The organism is Methylocystis sp. IM3 (assembly GCF_038070105.1).
Taxonomy (GTDB): Bacteria; Pseudomonadota; Alphaproteobacteria; order Rhizobiales; family Beijerinckiaceae; genus Methylocystis.
The window spans coordinates 3061974-3085551 of the sequence record NZ_JBBPBZ010000002.1; the positions used below are offsets into that span (position 1 = coordinate 3061974).

General features: G+C 66.7%; 25 protein-coding genes and 1 other RNA gene. 8 read left to right on the plus strand and 18 right to left on the minus strand.

Translation table 11 applies throughout. The annotated features are described in order from the left end of the window. Positions 1-26: 26 nt before the first annotated feature. Positions 27-123: signal recognition particle sRNA small type (gene ffs, locus WOC76_RS16895), an RNA gene on the minus strand. A 140-nt stretch (positions 124-263) separates the two neighbouring features. Between ffs and WOC76_RS16900 the strand changes: the two genes are divergently transcribed. The 4 genes from WOC76_RS16900 (at position 264) to hisG (ending at position 4493) form a co-directional block, all read left to right on the plus strand. Beyond that, on the plus strand, positions 264-1049 hold the full coding sequence (locus WOC76_RS16900) for a bestrophin-like domain (RefSeq protein ID WP_341105214.1): 786 nt from the start codon (positions 264-266) through the stop codon (positions 1047-1049). Between the two features lie 108 nt (positions 1050-1157). Further along, a complete protein-coding gene (locus WOC76_RS16905) occupies positions 1158-2213 on the plus strand; it encodes a hemerythrin domain-containing protein (protein WP_341105213.1) in 1056 nt (351 codons plus the stop codon). 166 nt (positions 2214-2379) lie between these two features. Continuing rightward, the gene (locus tag WOC76_RS16910) at positions 2380-3534 is read left to right on the plus strand and encodes an ATP phosphoribosyltransferase regulatory subunit (RefSeq protein ID WP_341105211.1); all 1155 of its coding nucleotides are present in this window, start codon (positions 2380-2382) and stop codon (positions 3532-3534) included. After that, positions 3531-4493, plus strand: a complete 963-nt coding sequence (hisG, locus tag WOC76_RS16915) for an ATP phosphoribosyltransferase (protein WP_341105210.1) — start codon at positions 3531-3533, stop codon at positions 4491-4493. The genes WOC76_RS16910 and hisG overlap by 4 nt, the downstream gene beginning before the upstream one ends. Positions 4494-4521: 28 nt before the next feature. On the opposite strand, the gene WOC76_RS16920 is transcribed toward hisG, so the two are convergent. From WOC76_RS16920 to coxB, 11 genes are all read right to left on the minus strand, one after another. Continuing rightward, the gene (locus WOC76_RS16920) at positions 4522-5283 is read right to left on the minus strand and encodes a WecB/TagA/CpsF family glycosyltransferase (protein WP_341431508.1); all 762 of its coding nucleotides are present in this window, start codon (positions 5281-5283) and stop codon (positions 4522-4524) included. A gap of 77 nt (positions 5284-5360) precedes the next feature. Next, positions 5361-5957, minus strand: a complete 597-nt coding sequence (locus WOC76_RS16925; protein ID WP_341431509.1) for a GNAT family N-acetyltransferase — start codon at positions 5955-5957, stop codon at positions 5361-5363. A gap of 16 nt (positions 5958-5973) precedes the next feature. Beyond that, positions 5974-7380, minus strand: a complete 1407-nt coding sequence (thrC, locus tag WOC76_RS16930; RefSeq protein ID WP_341105203.1) for a threonine synthase — start codon at positions 7378-7380, stop codon at positions 5974-5976. Between the two features lie 95 nt (positions 7381-7475). Continuing rightward, the gene (locus WOC76_RS16935; RefSeq protein ID WP_341105201.1) at positions 7476-8213 is read right to left on the minus strand and encodes an SURF1 family protein; all 738 of its coding nucleotides are present in this window, start codon (positions 8211-8213) and stop codon (positions 7476-7478) included. After that, positions 8210-8587, minus strand: coding sequence for a DUF983 domain-containing protein (locus WOC76_RS16940; protein WP_341105199.1), 378 nt, complete (start codon positions 8585-8587; stop codon positions 8210-8212). Before WOC76_RS16940 ends, WOC76_RS16935 begins: the two co-directional genes overlap by 4 nt. A 96-nt stretch (positions 8588-8683) precedes the next feature. Continuing rightward, the gene (locus WOC76_RS16945) at positions 8684-9574 is read right to left on the minus strand and encodes a cytochrome c oxidase subunit 3 (RefSeq protein ID WP_341105197.1); all 891 of its coding nucleotides are present in this window, start codon (positions 9572-9574) and stop codon (positions 8684-8686) included. Positions 9575-9650: 76 nt separating this feature from the next. After that, positions 9651-10241, minus strand: coding sequence for a cytochrome c oxidase assembly protein (locus tag WOC76_RS16950; protein WP_341105194.1), 591 nt, complete (start codon positions 10239-10241; stop codon positions 9651-9653). Between the two features lie 2 nt (positions 10242-10243). Continuing rightward, the gene (locus WOC76_RS16955) at positions 10244-10432 is read right to left on the minus strand and encodes a hypothetical protein (RefSeq protein ID WP_341105192.1); all 189 of its coding nucleotides are present in this window, start codon (positions 10430-10432) and stop codon (positions 10244-10246) included. A 21-nt stretch (positions 10433-10453) separates the two neighbouring features. After that, positions 10454-11386: a heme o synthase gene (locus tag WOC76_RS16960; RefSeq protein WP_341105190.1), complete on the minus strand. Its 933-nt coding sequence runs from the start codon at positions 11384-11386 to the stop codon at positions 10454-10456. 92 nt (positions 11387-11478) lie between these two features. Beyond that, entirely contained in the window at positions 11479-13140 is a 1662-nt protein-coding gene (gene ctaD / locus WOC76_RS16965) for a cytochrome c oxidase subunit I (RefSeq protein WP_341105188.1), read from the minus strand. A gap of 39 nt (positions 13141-13179) precedes the next feature. Then, positions 13180-14049, minus strand: coding sequence for a cytochrome c oxidase subunit II (gene coxB / locus WOC76_RS16970; protein WP_341108736.1), 870 nt, complete (start codon positions 14047-14049; stop codon positions 13180-13182). Between the two features lie 333 nt (positions 14050-14382). Between coxB and WOC76_RS16975 the strand changes: the two genes are divergently transcribed. Both WOC76_RS16975 and WOC76_RS16980 read left to right on the plus strand, forming a co-directional pair. Then, positions 14383-14913, plus strand: coding sequence for an invasion associated locus B family protein (locus tag WOC76_RS16975; RefSeq protein ID WP_341389108.1), 531 nt, complete (start codon positions 14383-14385; stop codon positions 14911-14913). A 34-nt stretch (positions 14914-14947) separates the two neighbouring features. Next, positions 14948-15544, plus strand: a complete 597-nt coding sequence (locus tag WOC76_RS16980; protein WP_341431510.1) for a hypothetical protein — start codon at positions 14948-14950, stop codon at positions 15542-15544. A gap of 38 nt (positions 15545-15582) precedes the next feature. Here WOC76_RS16980 and WOC76_RS16985 read toward each other — a convergent pair whose 3' ends face one another. The 5 genes from WOC76_RS16985 to WOC76_RS17005 all read right to left on the minus strand — a co-directional run bounded on the left by WOC76_RS16985 (position 15583) and on the right by WOC76_RS17005 (position 18283). Further along, positions 15583-16080 (minus strand): F0F1 ATP synthase subunit B family protein, encoded by a 498-nt coding sequence (locus tag WOC76_RS16985; protein WP_341105186.1) that lies wholly within the window; start codon positions 16078-16080, stop codon positions 15583-15585. A 13-nt stretch (positions 16081-16093) separates the two neighbouring features. Beyond that, positions 16094-16717 (minus strand): F0F1 ATP synthase subunit B family protein, encoded by a 624-nt coding sequence (locus WOC76_RS16990; RefSeq protein WP_341105185.1) that lies wholly within the window; start codon positions 16715-16717, stop codon positions 16094-16096. A gap of 120 nt (positions 16718-16837) precedes the next feature. Beyond that, on the minus strand, positions 16838-17062 hold the full coding sequence (locus WOC76_RS16995) for a F0F1 ATP synthase subunit C (protein ID WP_341105183.1): 225 nt from the start codon (positions 17060-17062) through the stop codon (positions 16838-16840). A gap of 48 nt (positions 17063-17110) precedes the next feature. Then, the gene (locus WOC76_RS17000) at positions 17111-17878 is read right to left on the minus strand and encodes a F0F1 ATP synthase subunit A (RefSeq protein ID WP_341105182.1); all 768 of its coding nucleotides are present in this window, start codon (positions 17876-17878) and stop codon (positions 17111-17113) included. 81 nt (positions 17879-17959) lie between these two features. Beyond that, positions 17960-18283 (minus strand): AtpZ/AtpI family protein, encoded by a 324-nt coding sequence (locus WOC76_RS17005; protein ID WP_341105181.1) that lies wholly within the window; start codon positions 18281-18283, stop codon positions 17960-17962. A gap of 385 nt (positions 18284-18668) precedes the next feature. On the opposite strand from WOC76_RS17005, the gene WOC76_RS17010 reads away from it, so the two are divergent. Next, the gene (locus WOC76_RS17010) at positions 18669-19169 is read left to right on the plus strand and encodes a DUF305 domain-containing protein (RefSeq protein ID WP_341105180.1); all 501 of its coding nucleotides are present in this window, start codon (positions 18669-18671) and stop codon (positions 19167-19169) included. 23 nt (positions 19170-19192) lie between these two features. Here the strand turns inward: WOC76_RS17010 and smc are convergent, their stop codons facing one another. Next, positions 19193-22648, minus strand: a complete 3456-nt coding sequence (gene smc / locus WOC76_RS17015) for a chromosome segregation protein SMC (protein ID WP_341105179.1) — start codon at positions 22646-22648, stop codon at positions 19193-19195. Between the two features lie 211 nt (positions 22649-22859). Here smc and WOC76_RS17020 point away from each other — a divergent pair, with 211 nt between their 5' ends. Beyond that, on the plus strand, positions 22860-23459 hold the full coding sequence (locus WOC76_RS17020) for a gamma-glutamylcyclotransferase (protein ID WP_341105177.1): 600 nt from the start codon (positions 22860-22862) through the stop codon (positions 23457-23459). Positions 23460-23578: the final 119 nt, after the last annotated feature.

Below are 23578 nucleotides of genomic sequence, written 5' to 3' on the forward strand. Positions count from 1 at the left end.
CGAGGCCCTGCATTGCGCGCCTGTGAAGTAGGAGGCTGGACGAAGACCCGCTCAAGCTCGTTAGGGCTGCTTCCTTCCGGACCTGACCCGGTTGGCGAGTGAAACGTCCAACGCCAACCTCCCGGGCTCTATGTGGCAGAGGATGCGCCGCGATGCAAGAGGGGAGCGCCCGCCGTCGCGGCGGGCCCCGCGCAGGAAGCGCTGGCGCCATCGCCCTTTGGGGGCCCAAATGCGCGCTGGATACGTGATTCGCAGAGGGCGCGATGCTCGTTCACATTGGAATTCTGCATGACTGGATGGCGCAATCCACGGAGTTCATGGCGCTGACTCTCGGCGGCGCCTTCGCGGTTTTCGCCCTCTTTCTCTGCTGGCTGAGCTTCGCCTCTCCCGCGACGCCCTTCGTGCAGACCCTGAGGGGGGTCGTCCCGCCCTTCGTCGGCGTGCCGGCGACGCTCTTCGGCCTGCTGATGACTTTCCTGTCCCATGATGTCTGGGAGGTGAACGGCATGGCCTATCGCGCGCTGGCGCAGGAACGCGAACAGCTCGTCACCCTCGGCGCGCTGAGCGAGAATCATGGGGTCGACGCCGCCCATCTGCCTCACGCGATCCGGGATTATGTCGAGGCCGTCGTCGGCCTCGAATGGAAAACCATGGAGAATGGCGAGGAGTCGTCCGAGGCCGAATCGGCGCTCAATACGCTCACCCGCGCCGTGAGCAGCGCGAAGATCGATCCGCCCTATCAGCGCGTGCTGGTCGACACTGTCATGAAGCTGCGCTCGGCTCGCGAGCAGCGGCTTGCCGTCGCCGCCGCCTATCCGGACGACCGGAAATGGGCGGCGGTGATCATCATCGCCTTCATCACCCAGGTGAGCCTCGCCGTCGCGCATCTGGAGCGCGTGCGGCCCCAGCTACTGGCGCAGGCGATTTTCGCCGCCGCCGCCGTTGTCGCGATCTCGCTCGTCGCATCGGTGGCCGAGCCCTACGCGCCCCCGAATTCGGTGGGCTCTGAATCGCTCGAGCAGCTTCTGGAGAAACTTCCCAATGGTTGATCGCGTCGATCGGGCGCTCCCGCCGCTCTGGAACAGGCAAATCGCCGTGGGCGTTACGACGTGACCGGCTGAAAGGGGCGGCTTCCAGCAAGACGTCGAGGAAACCCCATGGCGAAGCAGAGCGAGTGGGATACGCAGAACAGATCCGCGAAAGGCGAGCGGTCGAACGGCGACGGCGAACCCAAGACCGACGCCATCGAAATGCTGAAGGCGGACCATCGCCGCGTCGAACAGCTTTTCGACAAATATGACCAGGCGCGTCGGCGCGCCGAGAAATCGAAGCTCGCGCAGCAGATATGCCTGGAGCTGACCATCCACGCGGAGCTCGAGGAAGAAATCTTCTACCCGGCCTGTCGCGAGCATGTCGACGATCCGCTGCTCGACGAGGCGCAGATCGAGCACGACACCGCGAAGATCCTCGTGGCCGAGGTGGCGATGGGAACGCCGACGGCCGATCCCTTCTTCGACGCCAAGGTGAAAGTCCTCGCCGAATATATGCGCCACCACATCCAGGAAGAGGAAAAGGGCGCCGACAGCATCTTCAACGAGGCGCGCAAGGGCGGCGTCGATACGGCCGCGCTGGGAGCGCGCATGGCGTCGCGGCGCGAGGAGCTCATGGACCAGTTCTCCGAGGAGCTCATGCTGCCGCAGCCCAAGGCGCTCCATGTGACGCTTGCGCAGGATGAAGAGGTCTGGGCGAGCCCGCCCGCCAGCAGAAGAGGCGCCCACGCGGGCGAGGGTCGCCGGGGCGAAGAGCGCGCGTCGTGGGAGAGCGGGAGCGAAAGCGAAGGCGAGGAAGGCCGCGGCTGGGGCGAACGCGAGGACGAGGCCGGAGGCGCCTATGACGAGCGCCGCTCCGCGCACGGCCGCCAGGACAGCGAACACGGCTGGCATGGCGAGGCCGGCCGGCGCGCGCAGGCCGCGCGGCGCGGCTGGGAAGAGCGCGAGATCGGCGGCGGCCCTTCGCGCGGCCGCGAAGAGGAGCGCGGCGAGTCCCGCAAAGAAGAGGGCCGTGGCTCCATGGCTCGCGGGCAAGAGCGCGGCGCAAGCCGGAGCGGCCAAGAGCGGGGAGGCCAGGAGCGGGGAAGCGAGCACCGAGGCTGGCGTGGCGACCCCAAAGGCCATTCGGAAGCGTCCCGCCGAGGGTGGGAGCACCGGCGCTGAAGGCGTTCCGGAATGCCGCCTGAAAAACCGAGCCGCAGCCCATGGGCTGCGGTTTTTCGCCGCCGAGCGCCCAAAAATCCGCGCGCCATTCACCTTTCCGCCGGAAAGCGGATGCGCGGGCGCGGGCCGCTTGCTAAAGAAAGCCCGAAAAATCGGAAGGAAGATTGTGACCGCCGCGACGAAACAAGCCCCCGAGAGGCAAGGCGCCGACAGACTTGCGGCCATATTGGCGCATTTCGAACGCGCGGGCTTCGCCCGCCGCGAGCCGAAGCTTTTGCAGCCGGCGAGCGTTTTTCTCGATCGCGCGGGCGAGGATTTTCGCGGCCATCTCTATCTGACGACCGACGCCACGGGCGCGGAGAAGTGCCTGCGGCCGGAATACACGATCCCCGTCTGTCTCGATTATCTTGCGTCGCCGCAGGCCGGGCGGGCCGCGGCCTTCGCCTATGGCGGCTCGATCTTCCGGGCGCCCATCCATGGCGCGAGCGGGGACGGCGAATTTTTGCAGGCCGGCATCGAAAGCTTCGGCCGCGAGGACAGCGAGGCGGCGGACGCCGAAATTCTCGGCGCGGCGCTGGATGCGGCGCGCGCCGGCGGCGCCGGCGATCTTTCCGTCCGCATCGGCGACGCCGGCCTCGTCGCCGCCTTTCTGGACGGGCTCGATCTGCCGCCCGTGTGGCGCCGTCGCGTCGAGAAGGGCCATGCGCGCGGCCAGTCGCTCGCGACGATCTTCACGCCCCCGCAGCGCAACGGCGCCGAAAAGGCCGGCGTGCTCGCGGCGCTGACCAAGGCCGATCCGGCCGACGCCCGGCGGCTCGTCGAGGATCTTCTCTCCATCGCCGGCATCACCGCGGTCGGCGGACGCAGCGCGGCCGAGATCGCGGAGCGCTTCCTCGATCAGGCGACGCTGGCCGAGGGCGCAGGTATTTCTCCCGAGAAGCGGGCGCTGGCCGAGGCCTTTTTCGTCATCGAGGGCGCCCCCGACATCGCCTCGGCGGCCCTGCGCAGCCTCGCCGAGGATGCCCGGCTCGACCTCACGGCGGCGCTCGACCGCTTCGATACGCGCGCGAGCTTCATCGCCGCCCGCGGCCTCGATCTCGACGGGATGGCGTTTTCGGCAAGCTTCGCCCGCCAGCTCGACTATTACTCCGGCTTCGTGTTCGAGGCGCGCCATCCGGCCTCGAGCGAGCCGGTCATCGGCGGCGGGCGCTACGACCGGCTGCTCAAGACGCTCGGCGCAAAAGCCGACATTCCGGCGGTGGGCGCCGCCATCTGGATCGACAGGCTGGCGCGGGCCGCGCAGGCGGGAGGCGCGGCATGACGCAGAAACTCATCGTGGCGACGCCCTCCAAGGGCCGCCTCCAGGAGAACGCCAACGCCTTCTTCGCCCGCGCCGGTCTCGAACTGACGCAGGGGCGCGGCGCGCGCGATTATCGCGGCGCGATCGCCGGGCTCGACGGCGTCGAGGTCGCCTTTCTGTCGGCTTCCGAAATCACGAGCCGCCTTGCGCGCGGCGAGGCGCATTTCGGAATCACGGGGGAAGATCTCGTGCGCGAGGAAATCGCCGATCCTGACCGCAAGGTGGAGCTCATCGCGCCGCTCGGCTTCGGCCACGCCAATGTGGTGGTCGCCGCGCCGCAGGCCTGGATCGACGTGCGCGCCATGGCCGATCTCGCCGACGTCGCCGACGGCTTCCGCGCCCGTCATGGGCGCGGGCTGCGCGTCGCCACCAAATATGTGAACACGACCCGCCGCTTTTTCGCCCGGCACGGGGTGAGCGACTATCGCATCGTCGAAAGCTCCGGCGCCACGGAAGGCGCGCCCGCGGCAGGCTCCGCCGATCTGATCGTCGACATCACGACGACGGGCGCGACGCTTGCCGCCAATGCGCTGAAGGTGCTCGACGACGGCGTGATTTTGCGCTCCCAGGCCAATCTCGTCGCGTCCCTCGCCGCGCCCTGGAGCGAGACGGCGCGCGAAGCCGCCCGCGTGATTCTCTCCCGCATCGCCGCGGAAGAGGCGGCTCGCACGACGCGCGAAGTGCGCGCCGCCCTGCCCCTCTCCGACGAGACGCTGCGCGAGGCGGAGAGCGCCTTCGGCGCCAGCCTGCGCGAGCGCAACGGCGAGACGGCGACCTTCGCGTGCCCGACGAAACGGGTCGCCGCCCTCGCCGACTGGCTGATCGGCAAGGGTGCCCAGCGCGTCACCAGCGCGCGGCTCGATTACGTCTTCAACGCCGGAAATGCTCTGTGGGGACGGCTCGCGGCGCGGATCGGGTAAAGAGCGGGGCGAAAACGCCCCGTCCCGATTATCGCGTCTGCGTCAACAACAGAAAGGCCGCGACCGGATTGGTCGTCAGATAACGCCTCGCGAGCCGCCTGGGTTCGAGGGCGAGGCGGAAGGCCCATTCGAAGCCGCCCCGCTGCATCCATTCCGGCGCGCGCTTTTTCGCCCCCGCGACGAAGTCGAACAGGCCGCCAGAGGTCTTGATGATCTTCACATTCTTCAGCCGATGCGCGTGATCGCGCACGAATTGCTGCTCGAGCGGCACGCCCATGGCGAGCCAGAGAATATCGGGCGCGAGCGCATTGATCTCGTCGAGCTTCTCCTCCAGCCGCCGGCCGGTCAGAAATCCGTGCGAGCGGCCCAGAATCCGCAGATTGGGCGCCGCCCGCCGGGTCGCCTCGAAGGCGGCGCGGTTGATCTCCTCGCTGGCGCCGAGAAGATAGAAGCTCGCCCCCGTCTGCTGCGCCATCAGCGCGACGAGCGGATAAAGATCGGTCGTCGCGACCCGCTCCGGCAGCGGGTTTCTCGAAAAGAGATGCGAGGCCGTGACCAGCGGCTGACCATCCGCCGCAATCGAGTCGGCGCTGTCGATCAGACGGGCGAAACCCTTGTCGAAGAAGCGACGCGCCAGCACTTCGCCATTGACCGAGGTGAAATAGAGGGGACCCTCCGGCCGCGCGGGGGCCTGCGCCAGATCGAGCATCAGCCGCGCGGTCTCCATCAGATCGAGCCGGGCGACGGCGGCGCCCCCCACGAGGGTTTTCTCAATGTGTTCGAGCGTCACGACCAGCTCCCCTTATGGCCAAGCTTTGGCACTCTACAGGAACCGGGCTGAAACTCAGCAATAAAAATTTTGGATGGTTAGCGGGGTTTCGCGGGCGGGATCGGGTCCGACTCCAGAAGCCCAAACAGCAGATGGTCGCGCCATGCGCCGTTGATATTCAGATAGGCCCGCGCATAACCTTCCTGGCGGAAGCCCACCCGCTCCAGAAGCCGCTTCGAGGGCTCGTTGTTGGGCAGGCAGGCGGCCTCTATCCGGTGCAGACCCTGCCGCTCGAAGATATAGGCGCAGGCCACCCGCACGGCGCGGGTCATATAGCCCTTGCCGGCATAGGGCTCGCCCATCCAGTAGCCGAGCGTCGCGGCCTGGGAGACGCCCCGGCGGACATGGCCGAAGGAAAGACCGCCGAGCAGCGCGTCGTCCTCGTCCCGAAAAACGAAAAAGGAATAGGCCTCGTCGCGCGCCATTTCCTCCGCGTGCCGGCGCACCCGGTAACGGAAGCTCGCGCGGGTGAGATCATCCGCAGGCCAGATCGGCTCCCAGGGCGTCAGAAAGGCGCGGCTTTGCTCGCGCAGCGAGGACCAATCGACGTAATCGCGCATTTCGGAGGGGCGCAGATAGACGCCCTCCCCCCGGAGCGGCATGTCGCGACGGCCAATGACGCCAAAGAGAGCCATGTGCAAGCCTCGACGCTCAGATCTGCGCCGCGCGGGCGCGCTCGGCGATGAAGGCGGCGACGCGGGCCTCGCTGTTTTCGAGAACCGTATATCGCTCCGGCCCCTCGAGGCGCGCGGCGATCTCGTCGGGCAGGCGCGGCCGGCGGCCGATGGCGCGTTCGATTGCCTCCGGGAATTTCGCGGGATGCGCCGTGGAGAGCGCCACGACCGGCGTGGCCGGGTCCTTTTCGAGCCGCGTCCGCGCGGCGCGCACGCCGGTCGCCGTGTGCGGATCGAGCACATAGCCGGCCTCGCGCCAGGTGCGGGCGATTTCCGCCGTCGTCTGCGCCTCGCCCACCGCGAGCGCCTCGAATTCGGCGCGAATCGCCTCGAGCGGCCCCGCCGGAATCTCGAAGGAGCCCGACTGCTCCAGCGAGGCGAAGGCCGCGCGCACTGCCGCATGGTCGCGCCCCGCGGCGTCGAACAGGAGGCGCTCGAAATTGGAGGAAAGCTGAATGTCCATGGACGGCGACTGCGTGGGCGTCACACCGCGCGGCTCGTAACGCCCCGTCGCCAGCGCGCGGGCGAGAATGTCGTTGGCGTTGGTGGCCACGATCAGCCGGTCGACCGGCAGACCCATGCGCTTGGCGATATAGCCCGCCAGCACGTCGCCGAAATTGCCGGTCGGCACGGCGTAGGAGATGCGCCGATGCGGCGCGCCGAGCGCCACGCCGCTCGTGAAATAATAGACCATCTGCGCCACGACGCGGGCCCAGTTGATCGAATTGACGCCCGCGAGGCCGACGCGCTCGCGAAACGGCGCGTTGCGGAACAGTCGCTTCAGAATGTTCTGAGCGTCGTCGAAGGTGCCCTGCAGCGCGATCGTGTGGATGTTGTCCTCCGCGACCGTCGTCATCTGCTTGCGCTGCACGTCCGAGACGCGGCCATGCGGGTAGAGGATGAAGACGTCGACGCGCGGCAGGCCGCGAAAGGCCTCGATGGCGGCGGCGCCCGTGTCGCCGGAGGTCGCGCCGACGATCGTGGCGCGCAGGTTCCGCTTCTCCAAAAGGTCGTTCATCATGCGGCCGAGGAGCTGCATCGCCAGATCCTTGAAGGCGAGCGTCGGACCGTGGAAAAGCTCCAGAACGAAGAGATTGTCGGCGATCTGCGTGAGCGGCGCGATGGCGCGGTGCCGGAAGCTCGCATAGGCGGCCTCGGTCTGGGCCCGCAGCGCCGCCTGCGAGGCCTCTTCGGTCAGAAAGGGCGCGATCAGCCGCGCCGCCGCCTCTTCATAGGGCGCGCCGGCGAGCGCCGCGATCTCCCCCGGCGACACATGCGGATAGGCGAGGGGCGTGTAGAGCCCGCCATCGGTCGCGAGGCCGGCGAGCAGAACATCTTCAAAAGCGAGCTGCGGGGCTTCCCCGCGCGTCGAAAGGTAGCGCAACTGTCTCAATCCATAGGGGCAGGCGACGCGAGGACGAGCGCGTCAGCCTCTTTCATAGCACATTCACGCGCGTCGCAAGGCGGCTTCTGCGCGCCTCATGCGCCGCTTGCGAGACGGGCGCGGGCGAAGAGCGCAAACATCACGACGAGCGCCACGGCGAGGGAGAACCAGGTGAGCGCGTAAGAGAGATGGTTGTTTGCAAATTCCGGCGCCGTCGACGCGGGCCGGGGAAAGCCGTTCGGCCCCGCGCTGGCCGGCGCCTCCAGCGCCAGGGTGAAGGGCGCGGCGTCGGAGAGGCCCAGCCGCGCCGCGATCGGTCCGGCGTCGCGCGTGAACCAGATGAACCGATCCGGCGTATCGGCTGGCGTAAAGGCGTTGCGCCGCTGCGGGCCATGCATGAGACCGGTGAGAGTCGTCTCGCCCGATGGCGGCGCGCGCCCGGCCGCATCCTCCGCACGCGATGTCGGAACGAAGCCGCGTTCGACGAAAATCACGCCTCCCTCGGCGAGGGCGAAGGGCGTCAGCACCATATAGCCGGGTTCGAGCCCGAAGCCCTCCGGCGGCTTCATGAAGACGAGGGCGTCGCGGCCGGGGAGGTAGCGCCCCCGCGCGGTCACATGGGAGAATTCATACTCCGCCGGATCGAGGGCGGCCCATTCGCTCGGGGGCGGTACGGGCTTGGCCGCAAGGTGGACGCGCGCCTCGACGCGGGCGATGAGCGCCTCTTTCTCCGCCAGGCGGCGCAATTGCCAGACCCCGAGGCCGACGAGCAGCGCCGCGACGAGCGCCGCCGCGGCCGCCGGCCAGACGAGCGCCCGCGCGGCGCTTCTCATGATTCGCGGCGGCCCTCTTCGGCCTTGTTGAAATATTGCAGGGCGACCAGCAGCCCCTTGGTCGGCCGCAGCAGCCCGATGCAAACGATCACGGACAGCGGCAGAAAGATCAGCGCGTGAATCCAGTAGGACGGCTGGTAAGCGACCTCGATGTACCAGGCGAGGCCGACGATGATGAAGCCCGCGATCGTCATGACGAAGATCGCCGGTCCGTCTCCGGTGTCGGCGAAGGAGAAGTCGAGCCCGCAGACCTCGCATTTCGGCGCGACCTCTAGAAGACCCTGGATCATATGCCCCTTGCTGCAGCGGGGACATCTGCCGAGCAGCCCGTCGATATAGACCTGCGCGGGCGGATAGACATGCTCTTCGGACATTGCGAGCTCGCTTCCATAAGAAAACGGCCACGGCGGCGCCGTGACCGTCGATTTTCCGGTCTCTCGGTCGGCGCGCGGGTGATGCGCGCCGGGCGCTTACTCCATCGCGCCGCCCCAGTTCCCCCAGACATATATGCAGAGGAACAGGAACAGCCAGACCACGTCGACGAAGTGCCAGTACCAGGCGGCGAATTCGAAGCCGAGATGCTGGTTGGGCGCGAAATGGCCCTTGAAGGCGCGAACCAGGCACACGATCAGGAACAGCGTGCCGACAATGACGTGGAAGCCGTGGAAGCCTGTCGCCATGAAGAAGGTCGAGCCGTAATTGGTCGCCGCGGGGTGCGCCGGATCGAAAGAGAAGGCGAAAGGCGCATGGGCGTATTCATAGCCCTGGATGAAGGTGAACAGCAGCCCCAGCGCGATGGTCGCCATCAGGCCCTTCTGGAGCTGACCGCGATCGTCGTGCAGCAGGCCGTGATGCGCCCAGGTCAGCGTCGCGCCCGAGGTCAGAAGAATGACCGTGTTGAGCAGCGGCAGCTTCCAGGGACTGAGCACCTCCATGCCCTTCGGCGGCCAGACGCCCTGGAAGAGCTCCGTGCGCGTCACCTGCCAGACGTCGTCGGGGAAAATGCTGGAATTGAAGAAGGCCCAGAACCAGGCGACGAAGAACATCACCTCGGAAAGGATGAAGAGGATCATCCCGTAGCGGTGGTGAAGCTGAACCACCGGCGTGTGATGGCGCTCGACCTGCGCCTCGCGCACGACGTCGCTCCACCAGGCGTACATGACCGCGAGAATCGCCGCGAATCCCGCGAAGAACAGCGTGCCGCCCCAGGTCTGGCCGTAGATCGGCGCGCCCTTGTGCTGCGCCATCCACATGATGGCGCCGATGGCGGTGGCCAACGCGGCGAAGGCGCCGGCGATCGGCCACGGACTCGGATCGACGAGATGGTAGTCGTGTTGAGGTTTCGCGTGTCCGTCGGCCATCTTTACTTTTCCTCGTCATGCGCCGGTCGCCCGGCGTGTTCTTGAGATCAACGCTTCCGCCGGCTTTCTCCGGCGATCAGGACTTCGGCTTCTGTCCGGCTGCGTCGCTGGTCTTCGCCGGCGATCGGGTCGGATAGAAGGAATAGGAAAGAGTAATTTCCTGCACCCGACGCATCGCTTCGTCCGACTCGAGCGCGGGATCGAGATAGAAAACTACGGGCCATTCCGCCGTTTCGCCCGGCCCCAGGCGCTGCTCGTCGAAGCAGAAACACTTCACCTTGACGAAAAAGGCGCCCGCCTGATCGGGGCTGACGTTATAGGCAGCCTGGCCGCTCGTCGCCTTGTCGGAGAGATTGGCGACCTTGTAATAAACAGTCGCCATCTCGCCCGTTCGCAGCGAAATCCTGGAGACCTCCGGCGAGAAACGCCAGGGAAGGTCGCGCGACACATTCGCGTCGAACAACACGGTAAGATGACGTTCGCCCTGCGTCGCGGCCGCGGTCTTGCCGACCTGCGGCGTGCCGCCGAACCCCGTCGCCGCGCAGAAGGCGCGGTAGAGCGGCACGGACGCGAAGGAAAGCCCGAGCATTCCCAATGAGCCGACGACGAGCGCCGCGGCGATGGCGCGCGGGCGACGGGGCGCCGTTTGTTTGGCGGGGGCGTTCATCTTCAGATCGCCCGATTGGCGACGGCGCCGCCGAGTCTAACCACCGTGATCGCATAAAACAGCACGGCAAGCAGCGCCACGGTGACGCCGATGGCGATGTTGCGCGCCCGCCGGCTGCGCTCCTGCTCCGGCGTGAGAACGACGCCATCATCGACGCGCTCAGTTCTCCTCTCCTGCGACTCTCTGCTCATGTCTTCTTCCTTTTGCGACGCTCAGACGTATCCGGCGATATGCGCCGCGCGCTCGGCGACGAGAATGAGGAACAGCATGAAGAGATAGGAAATCGAGAACAGGAACAGCCGCAGCGACGCGCGCCGCGCCGCGTCTCCCTCGCGCCGGCGATAGACCTGCACGGCGAGCCAGACGAGATAAAGGCCGGAAACGACCGAAACGACGCCATAGACGGCGGTCGCGAAGCCCATCAGCCAGGGCAGGACGCCGAGCGGTGCGAGCAGCAGGGAATAGACGAGGATCTCGAGCCGCGTGCGGTCCGCGCCATGCACATTGGGCATCATCGGCACGCCCGCGCGACCATAGTCGTCATGCTTGATGAGCGCGAGCGCCCAGAAATGCGGCGGGGTCCAGACGAAGATGATGGCGAACAGCACGAGGCTCGCAAGCGACAGGTCCCCGGTCGCCGCGGCGTAGCCGACCATCGGCGGCAGCGCGCCCGCGGCGCCGCCGATGACGATGTTCTGCGGCGTCGAACGCTTCAGCCACATCGTGTAGATGACGACATAGAAGAAGATGGTGAAGGCGAGGAGCGCGGCCGCAAGCCAGTTGGTGGCGAAGCCGAGCGTGAATACGGAAAGCAGCGCCAGCACGAGACCAAAGGCCAGCGCCGAGTCGGCCTCCAGGCGGCCCGATGGAATCGGACGCTGTTGCGTGCGGGTCATCACCGCGTCGATGTCCGCGTCGAACCACATGTTGAGCGCGCCCGAAGCCCCTGCCCCGACGGCGATGGCGAGCAGCGCCGTAAAGGCGATGAGCGGATGCGGCGGCGTCGGCGCAAGCATGAGGCCCGCGAGCGCGGTCAGCACGACGAGCGACATGACGCGCGGCTTGAGGAGCCGGAAATAGTCCGACGGCGCGGCAACGGGAATGCGCGGGCTCTGGCCGTCGTCGAGATAGGATGCGTCGCTCATCGCCGTCGCTCTTTGAAACTGACAGGAACGAGAAAGGCCGCGATCGTCTCGCGGCAGCCGGCGCAGGCGGACCCGCGCCGGCTGGCGTCGTCTTACTGGTGGCCGGGGCCGGAAATCCGCGGCAGCACCTCGAACTGATGGAAGGGCGGCGGCGAAGGCAGCGTCCATTCCAGCGTCGTGGCGCCCGGACCCCAGGGATTGGCGCCCGCCTCACGCTTCCTCATGAAGGCCTCGATAACCGTATAGAAGAAGACCAGCATGCTGATCGCGCCAATGAATGCGCCGATCGACGAGACATAGTTCCAGAGCGCGAAGGCGTCCGGATAGTCGATATAGCGGCGCGGCATGCCGGCGAGGCCGAGGAAGTGCTGCGGGAAGAAGGTGAGGTTGATGCCGATGAAGAACACGATGAAGTGCAGCTTCGACAGGGTCTCGTTGTAGAGGTAGCCCGTCATCTTCGGGAACCAGTAGTAGAAGCCCGCGAAGACGGCGAAGACGGCGCCGAGCGACATCGTGTAGTGGAAATGCGCCACCACGAAATAGGTCTCGTGGAGCTGACGGTCGGCGCTGGCGTTCGCCAGCACGACGCCCGTGACGCCGCCCATGACGAAGACGAAGATGAAGCCGATCGCCCAGATCATCGGCGCGCGGAAGCTGATCGAGCCGCCCCACATCGTCGCGATCCAGGAGAACACCTTGATGCCGGTCGGCACCGCGATGACCATGGTGGCGAAGACGAAGTAGCGCTGCGCGTTCAGCGACAGGCCGACCGTATACATGTGGTGCGCCCACACGATGCAGCCCAGGAAGCCGATGGCGACCATGGCGTAGGCCATGCCCAGATAGCCGAAGACCGGCTTCTTCGAGAAGGTCGACACGATGTGGCTGATGAGGCCGAAGGCCGGCAGGATCAGCACATAGACTTCCGGATGGCCGAAGAACCAGAACAGATGCTGGAACAGCAGCGGGTCGCCGCCGCCGGCCGGATCATAGAACATGGTGCCGAAATTACGGTCGGTCAGCAGCATGGTGATGGCGCCGGCGAGGACCGGGAGCGTCAGCACGAGCAGGAAGGCCGTGACCAGCATGGCCCAGGCGAAGAGCGGCATCTTGTGCAGCGTCATGCCCGGCGCGCGCATGTTGAAGATCGTGGTGATGAAGTTGATCGAGCCCAGGATCGACGACGCGCCGGCGAGATGCAGCGAGAGAATGACGAAGTCCATCGCCGGACCGGGATGGCCGATGTTGGACGAGAGCGGCGGATAGAAGACCCAGCCGCCGCCGAAGCCCATCATGCCCGGCGCGCCCTCGACGAACATCGACATGACCAGAAGGATCAGCGAAACGGCGAGGAACCAGAACGAAATATTGTTGAGGCGCGGGAAGGCCATGTCCGGCGCGCCAATCATGATCGGCACGAACCAGTTGGCGAATCCGCCCATCAGGGCCGGCATGACCAGGAAGAAGATCATCAGCACGCCATGGGCGGTGATGAAGACATTGTAGAGGTTCTTGGCGGCGTCCACGCCCATCGACGGATCGGCATGGTTGATGAGCGCCGCAAGCCCCGGAAACACGCCGATGCCAGGATACATCAGCTCGGCGCGGATCGCGACCGACATCAGCGAGCCGACCACGCCGCCGATGACGGCGAGGATCAGATAAAGCGTGCCGATGTCCTTGTGGTTCGTTGAGAAGAGAAAGCGGCGCAGGCCTCTCGGATGGTCATGCGCTCCGGCAGTCGAACTCGCCATCGTTTTGTCCTCGATGTCTTATGTTGTCTTGCGTCCAGTTCAGCGAGCCGGCTCGCTCGAAGCGAGGCGCGTCCGCGATTCGGCGGCGGAAAACTTCTTTTTCGACTCGGCGAGCCACTCGTCGTATTTCTCGCGGCTCACGACCCGGATGGCCATCGGCATGAAGGCGTGGTCCTTCCCGCAGATCTTCGAGCACTGGCCGTAATAGACGCCTTCCTTCTCCGCCCGGAACCAGGTCTCGTTCAGACGGCCCGGCACCGCGTCCATGCGGACGCCGAACGCCGGAATGACGAAGGAGTGAATAACGTCCGCCGCCGTGATCTGGAGCTTCACCACCTCATTGACAGGCACATAGGCCTCGTTATCGACGGCGAGAAGCCTCGGCTCGCCTTCCTTGAGCTCATTCTCGGGCTTCATGAGCTGGTCGAAACCGAAGCCGCCGCCCTGGTCCTCGGGATATTTATAGGACCAGTACCACTGATTGCCCGTCACCTTGATGGTGATCTTCGACTCCGGGATCTCGACCTGATGGGCGAGGATGCGGAACGAGGGAATCGCGATGACAACCAGAATCAGGATCGGAACGAGCGTCCAGACAATCTCGAGACCCGTATGATGGGTCAGCTTGGAGGGCACGGGGTTGGCCTGCTCGTTGTACCTCCAGGAGACATAGAGCAGCAGGCCCAGGACCGACAGGGCGATGAAGGTGATGATCGGCAGAAGGATGCCGTTGTAGAAGAACTGCGTCTCGCGGCCGATGTCCGTCACCGTCGCCGGCAGGCCGATGCCGCCCGGAGTCGGCTGTCCCTCGGCCTGAGCATAGGCAAAGCCAGCGAAGAGGAGGACCGGAAGCGCGGCAGCCGCCGCAAGCGCCCCGACAGAAAGGAAGTTTCGATTGCCCGTGGACATGCAGGTCGCCTTTCGCACCTTTTCGTCAGACATTGTCATTTTTTTCATGCAAATTTCGGGCGCGCCTCGCCCGAGGCAGGCTTCGCCCGTTCCGGCCCGGTTCAACCACAAACGCAACTCCTGCGCAATTGCTGCGTCGCCATAATCCGGCTGACAAATGGTCGCGCCGGAGAGGCTGGGGCAAGGTCCCGGCGAGGCAAGGAGCCGCTGCGGGATGCGGCTTGACAGCGCGGGTCCATTTGCTAGGCAAAGCGGCCCGCCCCGCGACGGCGCGGCGGCCGCGAAGCGGCCGTTTTTCCGCACATAATCGGCGCCTCTGCTTCTGGAGAGACCATGAATCCTTTTCGCGCCGCGATTTGCTCCAATCCCTTGCGACATCTCGTCGCGGGCGTTGCCGGCGTCGTGATGACAACTGCCGCGAGCGCCGCTTTGGCCCAGGGCGTGGTCAAGTCCAAATATGGCGACTGGGAGATTCGCTGCGAGACGCCGGCAGGCGCCTCCGCCGAGCAATGCGCGCTCATTCAGAGCGTCGTCGCCGAGGACAAGAACAACGTCAATCTGGTGGTGATCGTGCTCAAGACCAGCGACGGCAAGAGCCGCCTGCTGCGTGTCATTGCGCCGCTCGGCGTGCTGTTGCCGAATGGCCTCGGCCTGAAAATCGACCAGACGGACATCGGCCTCGCCGGCTTCGTCAAATGTCTGCCGACCGGCTGTGTGGCGGAAGTGACGATGGACGACAAGCTGATCGACCATCTGAAGAACGGCAAGATGGCCACCTTCATCATTCATCAGGTTCCCGAGGAGGGAATTGGCCTCCCTCTGAGTCTGCAGGGATTCAAGGAAGGTTTTGCGAAGCTGCCGTGATCGGCGGCGGTCTTCGAGAGGAGCGCGCAAGCGGATGAACAAGGGTTTTGCTGGACTGGCGGCGCTCGCCCTGCTGGCGGCGCCAGGCGTCGAGACGGCCGTCGCCTTCGATTTTCCCAAGCTCGGCATGCCGGAAATGCTCGGCGGCAAGAAGGACGCGCCGCAGACGCCCGGCGCCACGGCGGATTGTCCGGTGATCGTGGCGGAAGACGGCGCGCAGATGTTGCGAACGCCTCCCGGCGTCGAGGCCGCGAGCGTGCATCATCAGGTGTCGATCAAGGACATTGCCCGGGAATGCGTCGTCAATGGCGATCAGATCGTGATCCGGGTCGGCGTCGAGGGCGACGCCATGCTCGGCCCGGCCGGCGCCCCTGGCGCTTATGGTGGAACCATTCGCGTGGCGCTGCGCCGGACCAAGGACGATTCGATCGTCTCCACGAAGAATTATCGCGTAAACGCCTCGATCCCGGCCGGCGGCGCCCGCGCCGATTTCCGGCTGCTCGCCGATCCGCTGACCGTGCCCGCCAATGGCAAGGCGCAGGAGGAATATGAGATCCTCGTCGGGTTCACCGGCGGCGCGGCCGATGCGGAAGAGAAGCCCGCGGCCAGACGCAAAAAAGGCCGGCGCTGACGCCGGCCTTTCCAAATTCTTCCTAAAGATCAACCGTTTCAGGTCGAGACGTAGCGCGCGCGTTCGGCGAGCGATTTGACCTCGTTGATCCCGGCCGTCACGAAGTCCTTGCCCGGCGCGCCCTTTGCGAGAACGCGTTCGGCGACCTTCACGGCCGCGTCGGCGGCGGCGGCGCGCACCTCGGCGGCGGCCTGGGCCTCGGCCTGAGCGATTTTCTGCTCCACCTGCTTGACGCTGCGGACCATGAACTCGTCGAGACGGCGCTTGCCCTCGGCGGCGATCAGCTCGGCCTCTTCCTTCGCCTGGGCGACGATGGCGCGGGCCTCGGCCTCCGCCTCTTCGCGCTTCTTCTCAAAGGACGCGAGGAGCGATTCGGCTTCGGCGCGCAGGCGCTCCGCCTCGGCGAGCTCGCCCTTGATGCGATGGATGCGCGCGTCGATCAGCGCGGCGAATTTGGAATGGGCGCCGACCCACAGCAGCACGAGCACGAAGATCGTGAAGCCGACGGCGACGTAGAATTCCGCGTCGAAATGCATGGAATGCGTCTCCTCAGTTCTTCACGGACTGATATTCGGCCGCGAGCCGGGCGCGATCGGCGGGGGCGCCGGTCAATTTCTCGACGATCGAGGCGGCGGCGTCGAGGGCGATCTGCTCGACATTGCCGAGCGCCGCGCTCTTGGCCGCGCCGATGCGCTCCTCCGCCGCGCGGATCTTCTCGGCGGCGTCGCTCTCGGCGCGCGTGCGCTGCGCGGCCGCCTCGGCGGCGATCTTCTGCTGGGCCTCGCGGCCGATCGCCTGAGCCTCCTCGCGGCGGCGGCGAAGGTTTTCGTCATTCGCCTGCGCGGCGGCCTGGGCCTTCGACTGCATGTCGCGCGAGGCGTCGAGGTCGGCGGCGATCTTGGATTCGCGGTTCTCGATGATGCCGCCAACGCGCGGCAGCGCGATGCGCGACATCAGCACGTAGAGAAAGCCGAAGATCAGCATCAGCCAGACGAGCTGAGGCGCGAAATTCTCGGTCTGGAAAGGCGGGAAGCCGCCTTCGTGATGGGCTTCGCCACCCGGCGCGCCCACGGATTCGTGGGTCCCTTGAGCTTCGAGGGTCCCTTGGGTTTCATGGGTCCCTTGGGTTTCCTGCTCGGCCTCGGCGGCGTGGGCGGAAGAGATGATCGCCATGGAGATGATCCAGAGTCTTCGACGCGGCGCGGATGGAACGCGGGGCGCGCCTCTGCGAGGGGCGTACGGGCTGCGAGGCGCGCCATGTGCGCGCGCCCCGCGAGATCAGGAGAAAGCTCTTTAGGCCTTCAGATACAGAAGCAGCGCGATGACGAAGGCGAAGATGCCCAAGCCTTCGGCGAGCGCCGCGCCGATGATCGCGTTGGTGAACTGGGAGGCGGCGGCCGTCGGATTGCGCAGCGCGCCATTGACGAAGTTGCCGAAGATGAGGCCGACGCCGATCGCCGCAGCGCCGGTGCCGATCGCGGCGAGACCCGCGCCAACCAGTTGCATCTCAGTAGCCATAGACTTCTCCTGTTTTCCTTATGGGCGACTTTTATTGTTGGGTGTTTATCAGTGGCCCGGATGAATCGCGTCGTTGAGATAGACGCAAGTGAGGACGCTGAACACGAAGGCCTGCAGACAGGCGACGAGCAGTTCCAGCGCATAGAGCGCGACGATCGCGAGCAGCGGCACCGGCGCGAGCGCCGAATAGACGCCGCCGGCCGCGAGCAGCAGCACGACGAATCCGCCGAACACCGCGAGGGTCACGTGGCCCGCGAGAATGTTGGCGAACAGACGAATGGAGAGCGACACGGGGCGCGACAGGAAGGAGATGACCTCGATCGGCACGAGGATCACCAGCACCGGCAGCGGCACGCCATGCGGCACGAAGAGATTGAGGAAGCCGAATCCGTGGCGGTAGAAGCCATAGGCCGTCACCAGCGTGATGACGAGCAGCGCGAAGGCGCCGGTCACCACGATCTGGCTCGTCACCGAATAGGTATAGGGGATGAGGCCGATCAGATTGGCGATCAGGATGAAGGAAAAGAGCGAGAAGACGAAGGGGAAGAACTTCATCCCCTCCTTGCCCGCGGTCTGGCGCACCGTATTGGCGACGAACTCGTAAAGCATTTCGGCGAGCGCCTGAAAGCGGCCCGGCACGATGGCCTTGCGCGAGGTCGCGAGGACCATCAGCAGCACGACGCCCAGCGCGGCGACGAGCATGTAGAGCGAGGCGTTGGTGAAAGAGGTTTCGACGCCCGCGATCTGATGCGGGAAGTAGCGGTGCAGTTCGAACTGTTCAATCGGATTCGGCGCGGCCGCTGCTTCAGTGCTCATCGTTTCTGCCCGAGCGTCTCCGCCCGGCCCTCGATTGGTGGCGCGAAGGTCGCGCCTAGTGACTTTTCCTTTCGCGGCGGCTCAGTCCTTGGGCTTCGCCACGCGATAAATATTCCAAAAGCCAGCCGCTATGCCGAGACCGAGCAAGACGATCATCAGCCAGGGCTTGGTGCCGAGCCATTCATCGGCCTTCCAGCCGAGAACCCCGCCCACCGCCACCGCGCCCACAAACTCGGAAAAAGCGTTGAGCCCGACGCTCAACGCCCGCGACAGGCCCTTTCTCTCGGGCGGCGGCGCCTCCTTGGCGAGTCGCTCCTCGTCGCGCTGTCGCAGCGCCGCGTTGAGCTTCTCGAGCCGCGCATTGAGCGCGTCCTGTTCGGCGTCCCGCTTGTCGTCTTCGGTCATCGGCTCTCTCCGTCGCGCTCGAATGGCTGGCGCGCGCAAAATTGAACGATGGCCGGGACGGCTTGGTTCGAGGGATGGTCCGGCTTTCGGGAGCGGCTGGAATCGAAAGATCCCGGCTTGCGGCCGGACCCTTTCGAGCCGCGCGCAACATATTGACGGGCCATTGTGAAGTCAAGGCGCGCCGCTTTTGCGCAAATCCACTGATTTCAAAGGAAAACATCCGCTTGCGACGATTTGCGCGGGTGAAAGTTTGTGCATTTGCGAAAGGCCCCGCGCCGAATCCGCGCGCCGCGCCGTCCGGACCTTCCGCGCCGCTGCGTTGTTAATCGGGATGGGGGCGGAACGGCGGGCGTCCCCGCCGCGCGGCGGGGACAGGGAGGAGCCGATGCCTTACGCGCGTTTCGCCGTCATGATCGCGGTCGCGACCATTCTGATATTCTGCGTGAGTTATCTCGACGTCTATCAGGCCGATCATCTCTGGTTCAGCGCCGGCCGCGTCTGGATGGCCGTCGCCGCCGGCGCCGCCGTTGCGGTGGTCGTCATTCTGTTTTCGCCGGACATTTACCGCAGCGGGCCGGCGAATTCCGTGATCGTCGCGGCGGCGGTCGCCGTCTTTGCCGCCGCAGCCTGGCTGGTGCGGACGCAGGACGGCGTCCACGAGGTCGAATTCATGCGCGCGATGATCCCGCACCACTCCGCCGCGATTCTGGTCGCGGAACGGGCGCATTTGCGTGACCCCCGCGTGCGCGAGCTGGCGCGGCGCATCGCCACGGACCAGACGCAGCAGATCGCGGAAATGAAGCAGCTCGTCGCCGAAATCGAGAAGTCGGGCGGCAAGCCGATCCCGCCGGCCCGGGACGGCCAGGCGAAGACGGCGAACCGCTGAGCGTCGGGAACAGTCGCACGCGCTCAGCTGGCGAGCGCGAATTTTTCCGCCTGCTCCAGATCGACCGAGACGAGCTGCGAAATGCCGCGCTCGGCCTGGGTCACGCCGAAAAGCCGGTCCATGCGGGCCATGGTGATGGGGTTGTGCGTGATCGTCACGAAGCGCGTGTCGGTCTTCTTGCGCATTTCGTCGATGAGGTCGCAGAAGCGCTCGACGTTGGAGTCGTCCAGGGGGGCGTCGACCTCGTCGAGCACGCAGATCGGCGACGGGTTGGTGAGAAACACGGCGAAAATCAGCGACATGGCGGTCAGCGCCTGCTCGCCGCCGGAGAGCAGCGTCATGGTCTGCGGCTTCTTGCCCGGCGGTCGGGCGAGAATGTCGAGGCCCGCCTCCAGCGGGTCCTCGCTTTCGACGAGCTGAAGCTCCGCCGAGCCGCCGTCGAACAGCAGCGTGAACAGCTCCCTGAAATGGGCGTTGACCTTGTCGAAGGCGGCGAGCAGGCGCTCGCGACCCTCCTTGTTGAGGCTCGCGATGGCGGCGCGCAGCTTCTTGATCGCCTCGGCGAGATCGTCGCGCTCGGCGATCATCTTCTCGCGCTGCGCGTCGATTTCGGTCAGCTCCTCCTCGGCGCGCAGATTGACCGCGCCCAGGCGCTCGCGGTCGGCGCGCAGGGATTCGAGCCGCTTCTCGATCTCGGCGATGTCGGGGAGTTCGTCGCCCTCCTTCACCCCCGCGAGACCGGCGAGCGCGGCGGGCGTGGTTTCGAGATCATGCGCAATCGCGCGCTCGATGTCGGCGGCGCGCTGTTTCGCGGCCTCGAGCTGGGCCTCGCTGCGCGCCTTCTCCTCGCGCGCGGCGCTCATGGCGTCGAGCGCGACGCGGGCGGCGCGGTCGGCGCCCGCGAGGCTCGTCTCGGCGGCGGCGCGGGCGTCGGAGGCGTCGCGGCGGGCGGCCTCGGCGTCCTCCAGCGCATTCATCAGGGCCCGGCGCTGCTCGAGGAAGGCGTCCGGCGCCTCGGCGAGGCGCTCCTGCTCCTCGCGCGCCGATTCGAGACGCTCCTCCAATTCGCCGAGCCGATCCTGGGCGCGGTCGCGGCGCTCGGCCCAGGAGGCGATTTCACGGGCGATCGCGGCGACGCGCGAGGCGCGGGCGTTGGCCTCGTTGCGCAGCGTCGCCAGGGACGCGCGGGCTTCGCCCGCCTGGGCGCGCTCGACCATGGCGCGGGCGCGCAGGCTCTCCATGGCGCCGGCGAGCGAGGCCGGCTCGTCCAGCGCGTCGAGCTCGGCGGCGAGCGATTCGCGTTTCTGCGCGGCCTCGTCGCGGTTGGCGAGGGTCTGCGCCTTGGCCTCCTCCAGCGCGGAGAGGCGCTGGCCGATCTGCGCCAGACGGCGCTCGGCGGCGGTGTGGCGCTCGCGGGCCTCTTCGAGCCGGGCGCGGGCGCGGCGCTGGGCGTCGCGGGCGGCGGCGTCGCCAAGGGCGGCGAGCCGTGTCGCCTCCCGGGCGGCGTCGAGCTCCTCGGCGAGGGCGTCGGCCTCGGCGCGGGCGCGGGCCGCCTCGGCCCGCAGATCGGCGAGGCGATTCTTTTCGGCAAGCCGGCGCGCGGCCGGCGTCGGCGCCTCCGCGGCCTGGGTGAAGCCGTCCCAGCGCCACAGATCGCCTTCCCTGGAGACGAGGCGCTGGCCTGGCCTCAGGAGCTTGCGCAGACTCTCGCCCTCGGTGCGCAGGACGACGCCGATCTGGGCGAGCCGACGGCGCAGCGCCGGCGGCGCCTCGACCATGTCGAGGAGCGGGCGCACGCCGGGGGGCAGAGACGGGTCGCCCGCGTCGGCGGTGAGGGCCCAATGCGCGGGAGCAGATGTCTCGGCGGAGGCGTCGAGATCGTCGCCGAGCGCGGCGCCGAGCGCCGTCTCATAGCCTTTCTCGACCGTCACGCTCTCGACGACCGGGGCCCACAGGCCGCCAGCGCCGGATTGCAGCAGATTTTCGAGCGTGCGGACCTCGGTCTCCAGCCGCTGCGCCCTCAGCGCGGCCTGCTCGACCGGCTGACGGGCGGCGGCCTCCGCCTCGCGCGCCTCACGGCTCCCCTCCTCGGCCATCTGCGCGGCTTCGTCGGCGGCGCGCGCCTCCTCGACGGCCATCTCGAACGCCTCGGCGAGACGCGCCGCCTCCTCGACGCCCCCGCCCTGCCCGGCGATCAGCGCGAATTCGGTGTCGAGCCGGGTGAGCTCCGCCTGGAAGCGCGCCACGCGGGCGTTCTCGTCGCGCAGCGCCGATTCGATGGCGCCGCGCCGGGCGTTCACGCCCGCGAGCTGCTGCTGCACGTCGGAAAGGGCCGATTCGGTCTCGGCGAGCTTCGCCTCGATCTCGGCAAGACGCTCGCGCGCCTCGGCTTCCCGGTCGTCGTCCTGCAAATCGGCGCCCAGAAGGTCGGCGCGCTCGTCCTCCAGCCTCTGCGCAACTTCGGCGGCGTCCTCGATCAAGGCCCGCTCGCGCTCGAGATCGCGCATGAACTGCTCGATCTGCCGCGCGAGCTCTGAAATGCGCTGCTTGGCGCGCTGTTCGTCGGCCTCGAGCGCCTGACGGGCGGCCACGAGCCGATGCACGGCGGCGCCGGCTTCGGCCTCCTTCTCGCGCAGCTTCGGCAGCTCATGCGCGGCGATGGCCTGAAGCTTCGCGGCCTCCGCCTGCTCGAGCGTGCGCGTCTGCACGTTGAGGATGTCGGCTTCGAGCTTGCGGGCGGCGTCGCGCAGCTGATCGGCGGCGATCTGGTAGGAAACGAGCGCGACGAGCGCCTCGTTCTGCCGGATTTTGGCGGCGACCTCGCGATAGCGCGCGGCCTGACGCGCCTGACGTCTCAGACTGTCGCCCTGGCTCTCGACCTGCTTCAAAACATCCTCTAGGCGGGTCAGATTCTCGGACGCGGCGTTCAGCCTCAGCTCGGCCTCGTGGCGGCGGGAATGCAGGCCGGCGACGCCGGCGGCGTCTTCGAGAATTCTGCGGCGCGCCTGCGGCTTGGCCGAAATGATCTCGCCGATCTGGCCCTGACGCACGAGCGAGGGCGATCGGGCGCCGGTCGCGGCGTCGGCGAAGAGCAATTGCACGTCGCGGGCGCGCACTTCCTTGCCGTTGATGCGATAGGTCGAGCCCTGCTCGCGCTCGATGCGGCGCGTGACCTCGATGAGATCGGCGTCGTTGAAGCCGGCGGGCGCGAGGCGGGCGGAATTGTCCAGAACAAGGCCGACTTCCGCGAAATTGCGCGCGGCGCGCGACCCGCCGCCGGAAAAGATCACGTCGTCCATGCCGGACGCGCGCATGTTTTTATAGGAATTTTCGCCCATGACCCAGCGCAGGGCCTCGACGAGGTTGGACTTGCCGCAGCCGTTCGGCCCGACCACGCCGGTGAGGCCGGGCTGAATGAGGAAGTCCGTCGACTCGCAGAAGCTCTTGAACCCCAATATGCGCAGGCGTTCGAATTTCATGCGTCAAGAGCGCCACAAAAGCATGGGGAAGGCAAGAAACGGCCGACAATATCTTGTGGAAGCATCCAGTGGAGGCGGCAGGCTCGGCGAGCCGTTTCAAGCGAACGCGCCTCTTTCCTGTTGCATTGCGAGAGGCGAATTGAAAAACTGCGAATTGATAAACTGCGATGTGCCGGGCGCAGCGTTCGGCCGCTGGAGCTGAAAAGCTCGGATGAGGTCAGGTTTGCTGGCGACGCATTCCCGCGACGAGGATCTCTGGGTTTTCGCCTATGGCTCGCTGATGTGGCGGCCGGGCTTCGACTTCGTCGAGAGCGCCCTCGCCTGGGTTCACGGCTATCATCGGTCTCTTTGCATTTTCTCCCACGTCCACAGGGGCACGCCCGAGCGGCCGGGGCTTGTTCTCGGGCTCGACCGGGGCGGGTCCTGCCAGGGCGTGGCCTTTCGCGTCGCGGCGCGCGACCGCGACAGCACGATCCACTACCTGCGCGAACGCGAGCTCGTGACTTCCGTCTATCTCGAAAAGACGATCGGTGTGCGATTTGCCGAGGGCGGCTGCGTCAACGCCCTGGCCTATGTCGTCGACCGCAGCCATCATCAATACGCCGGCCGCCTGCCTGTCGATGAGATGACCCGCCTCGTCGCGGAAGGCGTGGGCCTCAACGGCGACAATCCGGCCTATGTGCGCAACACCTACGAGCACCTGCTGCAACTCGACATTCACGACCCGGAACTCGAGGAAGTCGTCCGACGTCTCGACCGCTCGTCCTGCCGGATGAGCCCTGCCGCCGGACAGGCCGGACAGGATGTCTGACAGACCGTAGGAAAAAAAGGCCGGGGCAAGCCCCGGCTGCTAGAGCACTCATCCAACGCGCAATCAGACGCACAACGCCACGCGGACGCCCGACGCCTACAAACGCTACGCTCACGCCA

Excerpts from the sequence above, each read along its gene's own strand:
- WOC76_RS16940 (WP_341105199.1), bottom strand. The coding sequence starts at position 8,587 with ATGTCCGAAGAGCATGTCTATCCGCCCGCGCAGGTCTATATCGACGGG.
- WOC76_RS16995 (WP_341105183.1), bottom strand. The coding sequence starts at position 17,062 with ATGGCTACTGAGATGCAACTGGTTGGCGCGGGTCTCGCCGCGATCGGC.
- WOC76_RS16900 (WP_341105214.1), top strand. The coding sequence starts at position 264 with ATGCTCGTTCACATTGGAATTCTGCATGACTGGATGGCGCAATCCACG.
- WOC76_RS16935 (WP_341105201.1), bottom strand. The coding sequence starts at position 8,213 with ATGAGAAGCGCCGCGCGGGCGCTCGTCTGGCCGGCGGCCGCGGCGGCG.
- WOC76_RS16980 (WP_341431510.1), top strand. The coding sequence starts at position 14,948 with ATGAACAAGGGTTTTGCTGGACTGGCGGCGCTCGCCCTGCTGGCGGCG.
- WOC76_RS16925 (WP_341431509.1), bottom strand. The coding sequence starts at position 5,957 with ATGGCTCTCTTTGGCGTCATTGGCCGTCGCGACATGCCGCTCCGGGGG.
- ctaD (WP_341105188.1), bottom strand. The coding sequence starts at position 13,140 with ATGGCGAGTTCGACTGCCGGAGCGCATGACCATCCGAGAGGCCTGCGC.
- WOC76_RS16905 (WP_341105213.1), top strand. The coding sequence starts at position 1,158 with ATGGCGAAGCAGAGCGAGTGGGATACGCAGAACAGATCCGCGAAAGGC.
- WOC76_RS16960 (WP_341105190.1), bottom strand. The coding sequence starts at position 11,386 with ATGAGCGACGCATCCTATCTCGACGACGGCCAGAGCCCGCGCATTCCC.
- WOC76_RS17000 (WP_341105182.1), bottom strand. The coding sequence starts at position 17,878 with ATGAGCACTGAAGCAGCGGCCGCGCCGAATCCGATTGAACAGTTCGAA.
- WOC76_RS16950 (WP_341105194.1), bottom strand. The coding sequence starts at position 10,241 with ATGAACGCCCCCGCCAAACAAACGGCGCCCCGTCGCCCGCGCGCCATC.
- hisG (WP_341105210.1), top strand. The coding sequence starts at position 3,531 with ATGACGCAGAAACTCATCGTGGCGACGCCCTCCAAGGGCCGCCTCCAG.
- WOC76_RS17005 (WP_341105181.1), bottom strand. The coding sequence starts at position 18,283 with ATGACCGAAGACGACAAGCGGGACGCCGAACAGGACGCGCTCAATGCG.
- WOC76_RS16955 (WP_341105192.1), bottom strand. The coding sequence starts at position 10,432 with ATGAGCAGAGAGTCGCAGGAGAGGAGAACTGAGCGCGTCGATGATGGC.
- WOC76_RS16945 (WP_341105197.1), bottom strand. The coding sequence starts at position 9,574 with ATGGCCGACGGACACGCGAAACCTCAACACGACTACCATCTCGTCGAT.
- WOC76_RS16975 (WP_341389108.1), top strand. The coding sequence starts at position 14,383 with ATGAATCCTTTTCGCGCCGCGATTTGCTCCAATCCCTTGCGACATCTC.
- coxB (WP_341108736.1), bottom strand. The coding sequence starts at position 14,049 with ATGTCCACGGGCAATCGAAACTTCCTTTCTGTCGGGGCGCTTGCGGCG.
- smc (WP_341105179.1), bottom strand. The coding sequence starts at position 22,648 with ATGAAATTCGAACGCCTGCGCATATTGGGGTTCAAGAGCTTCTGCGAG.
- WOC76_RS17020 (WP_341105177.1), top strand. The coding sequence starts at position 22,860 with ATGAGGTCAGGTTTGCTGGCGACGCATTCCCGCGACGAGGATCTCTGG.
- WOC76_RS16985 (WP_341105186.1), bottom strand. The coding sequence starts at position 16,080 with ATGCATTTCGACGCGGAATTCTACGTCGCCGTCGGCTTCACGATCTTC.
- WOC76_RS16990 (WP_341105185.1), bottom strand. The coding sequence starts at position 16,717 with ATGGCGATCATCTCTTCCGCCCACGCCGCCGAGGCCGAGCAGGAAACC.
- WOC76_RS17010 (WP_341105180.1), top strand. The coding sequence starts at position 18,669 with ATGCCTTACGCGCGTTTCGCCGTCATGATCGCGGTCGCGACCATTCTG.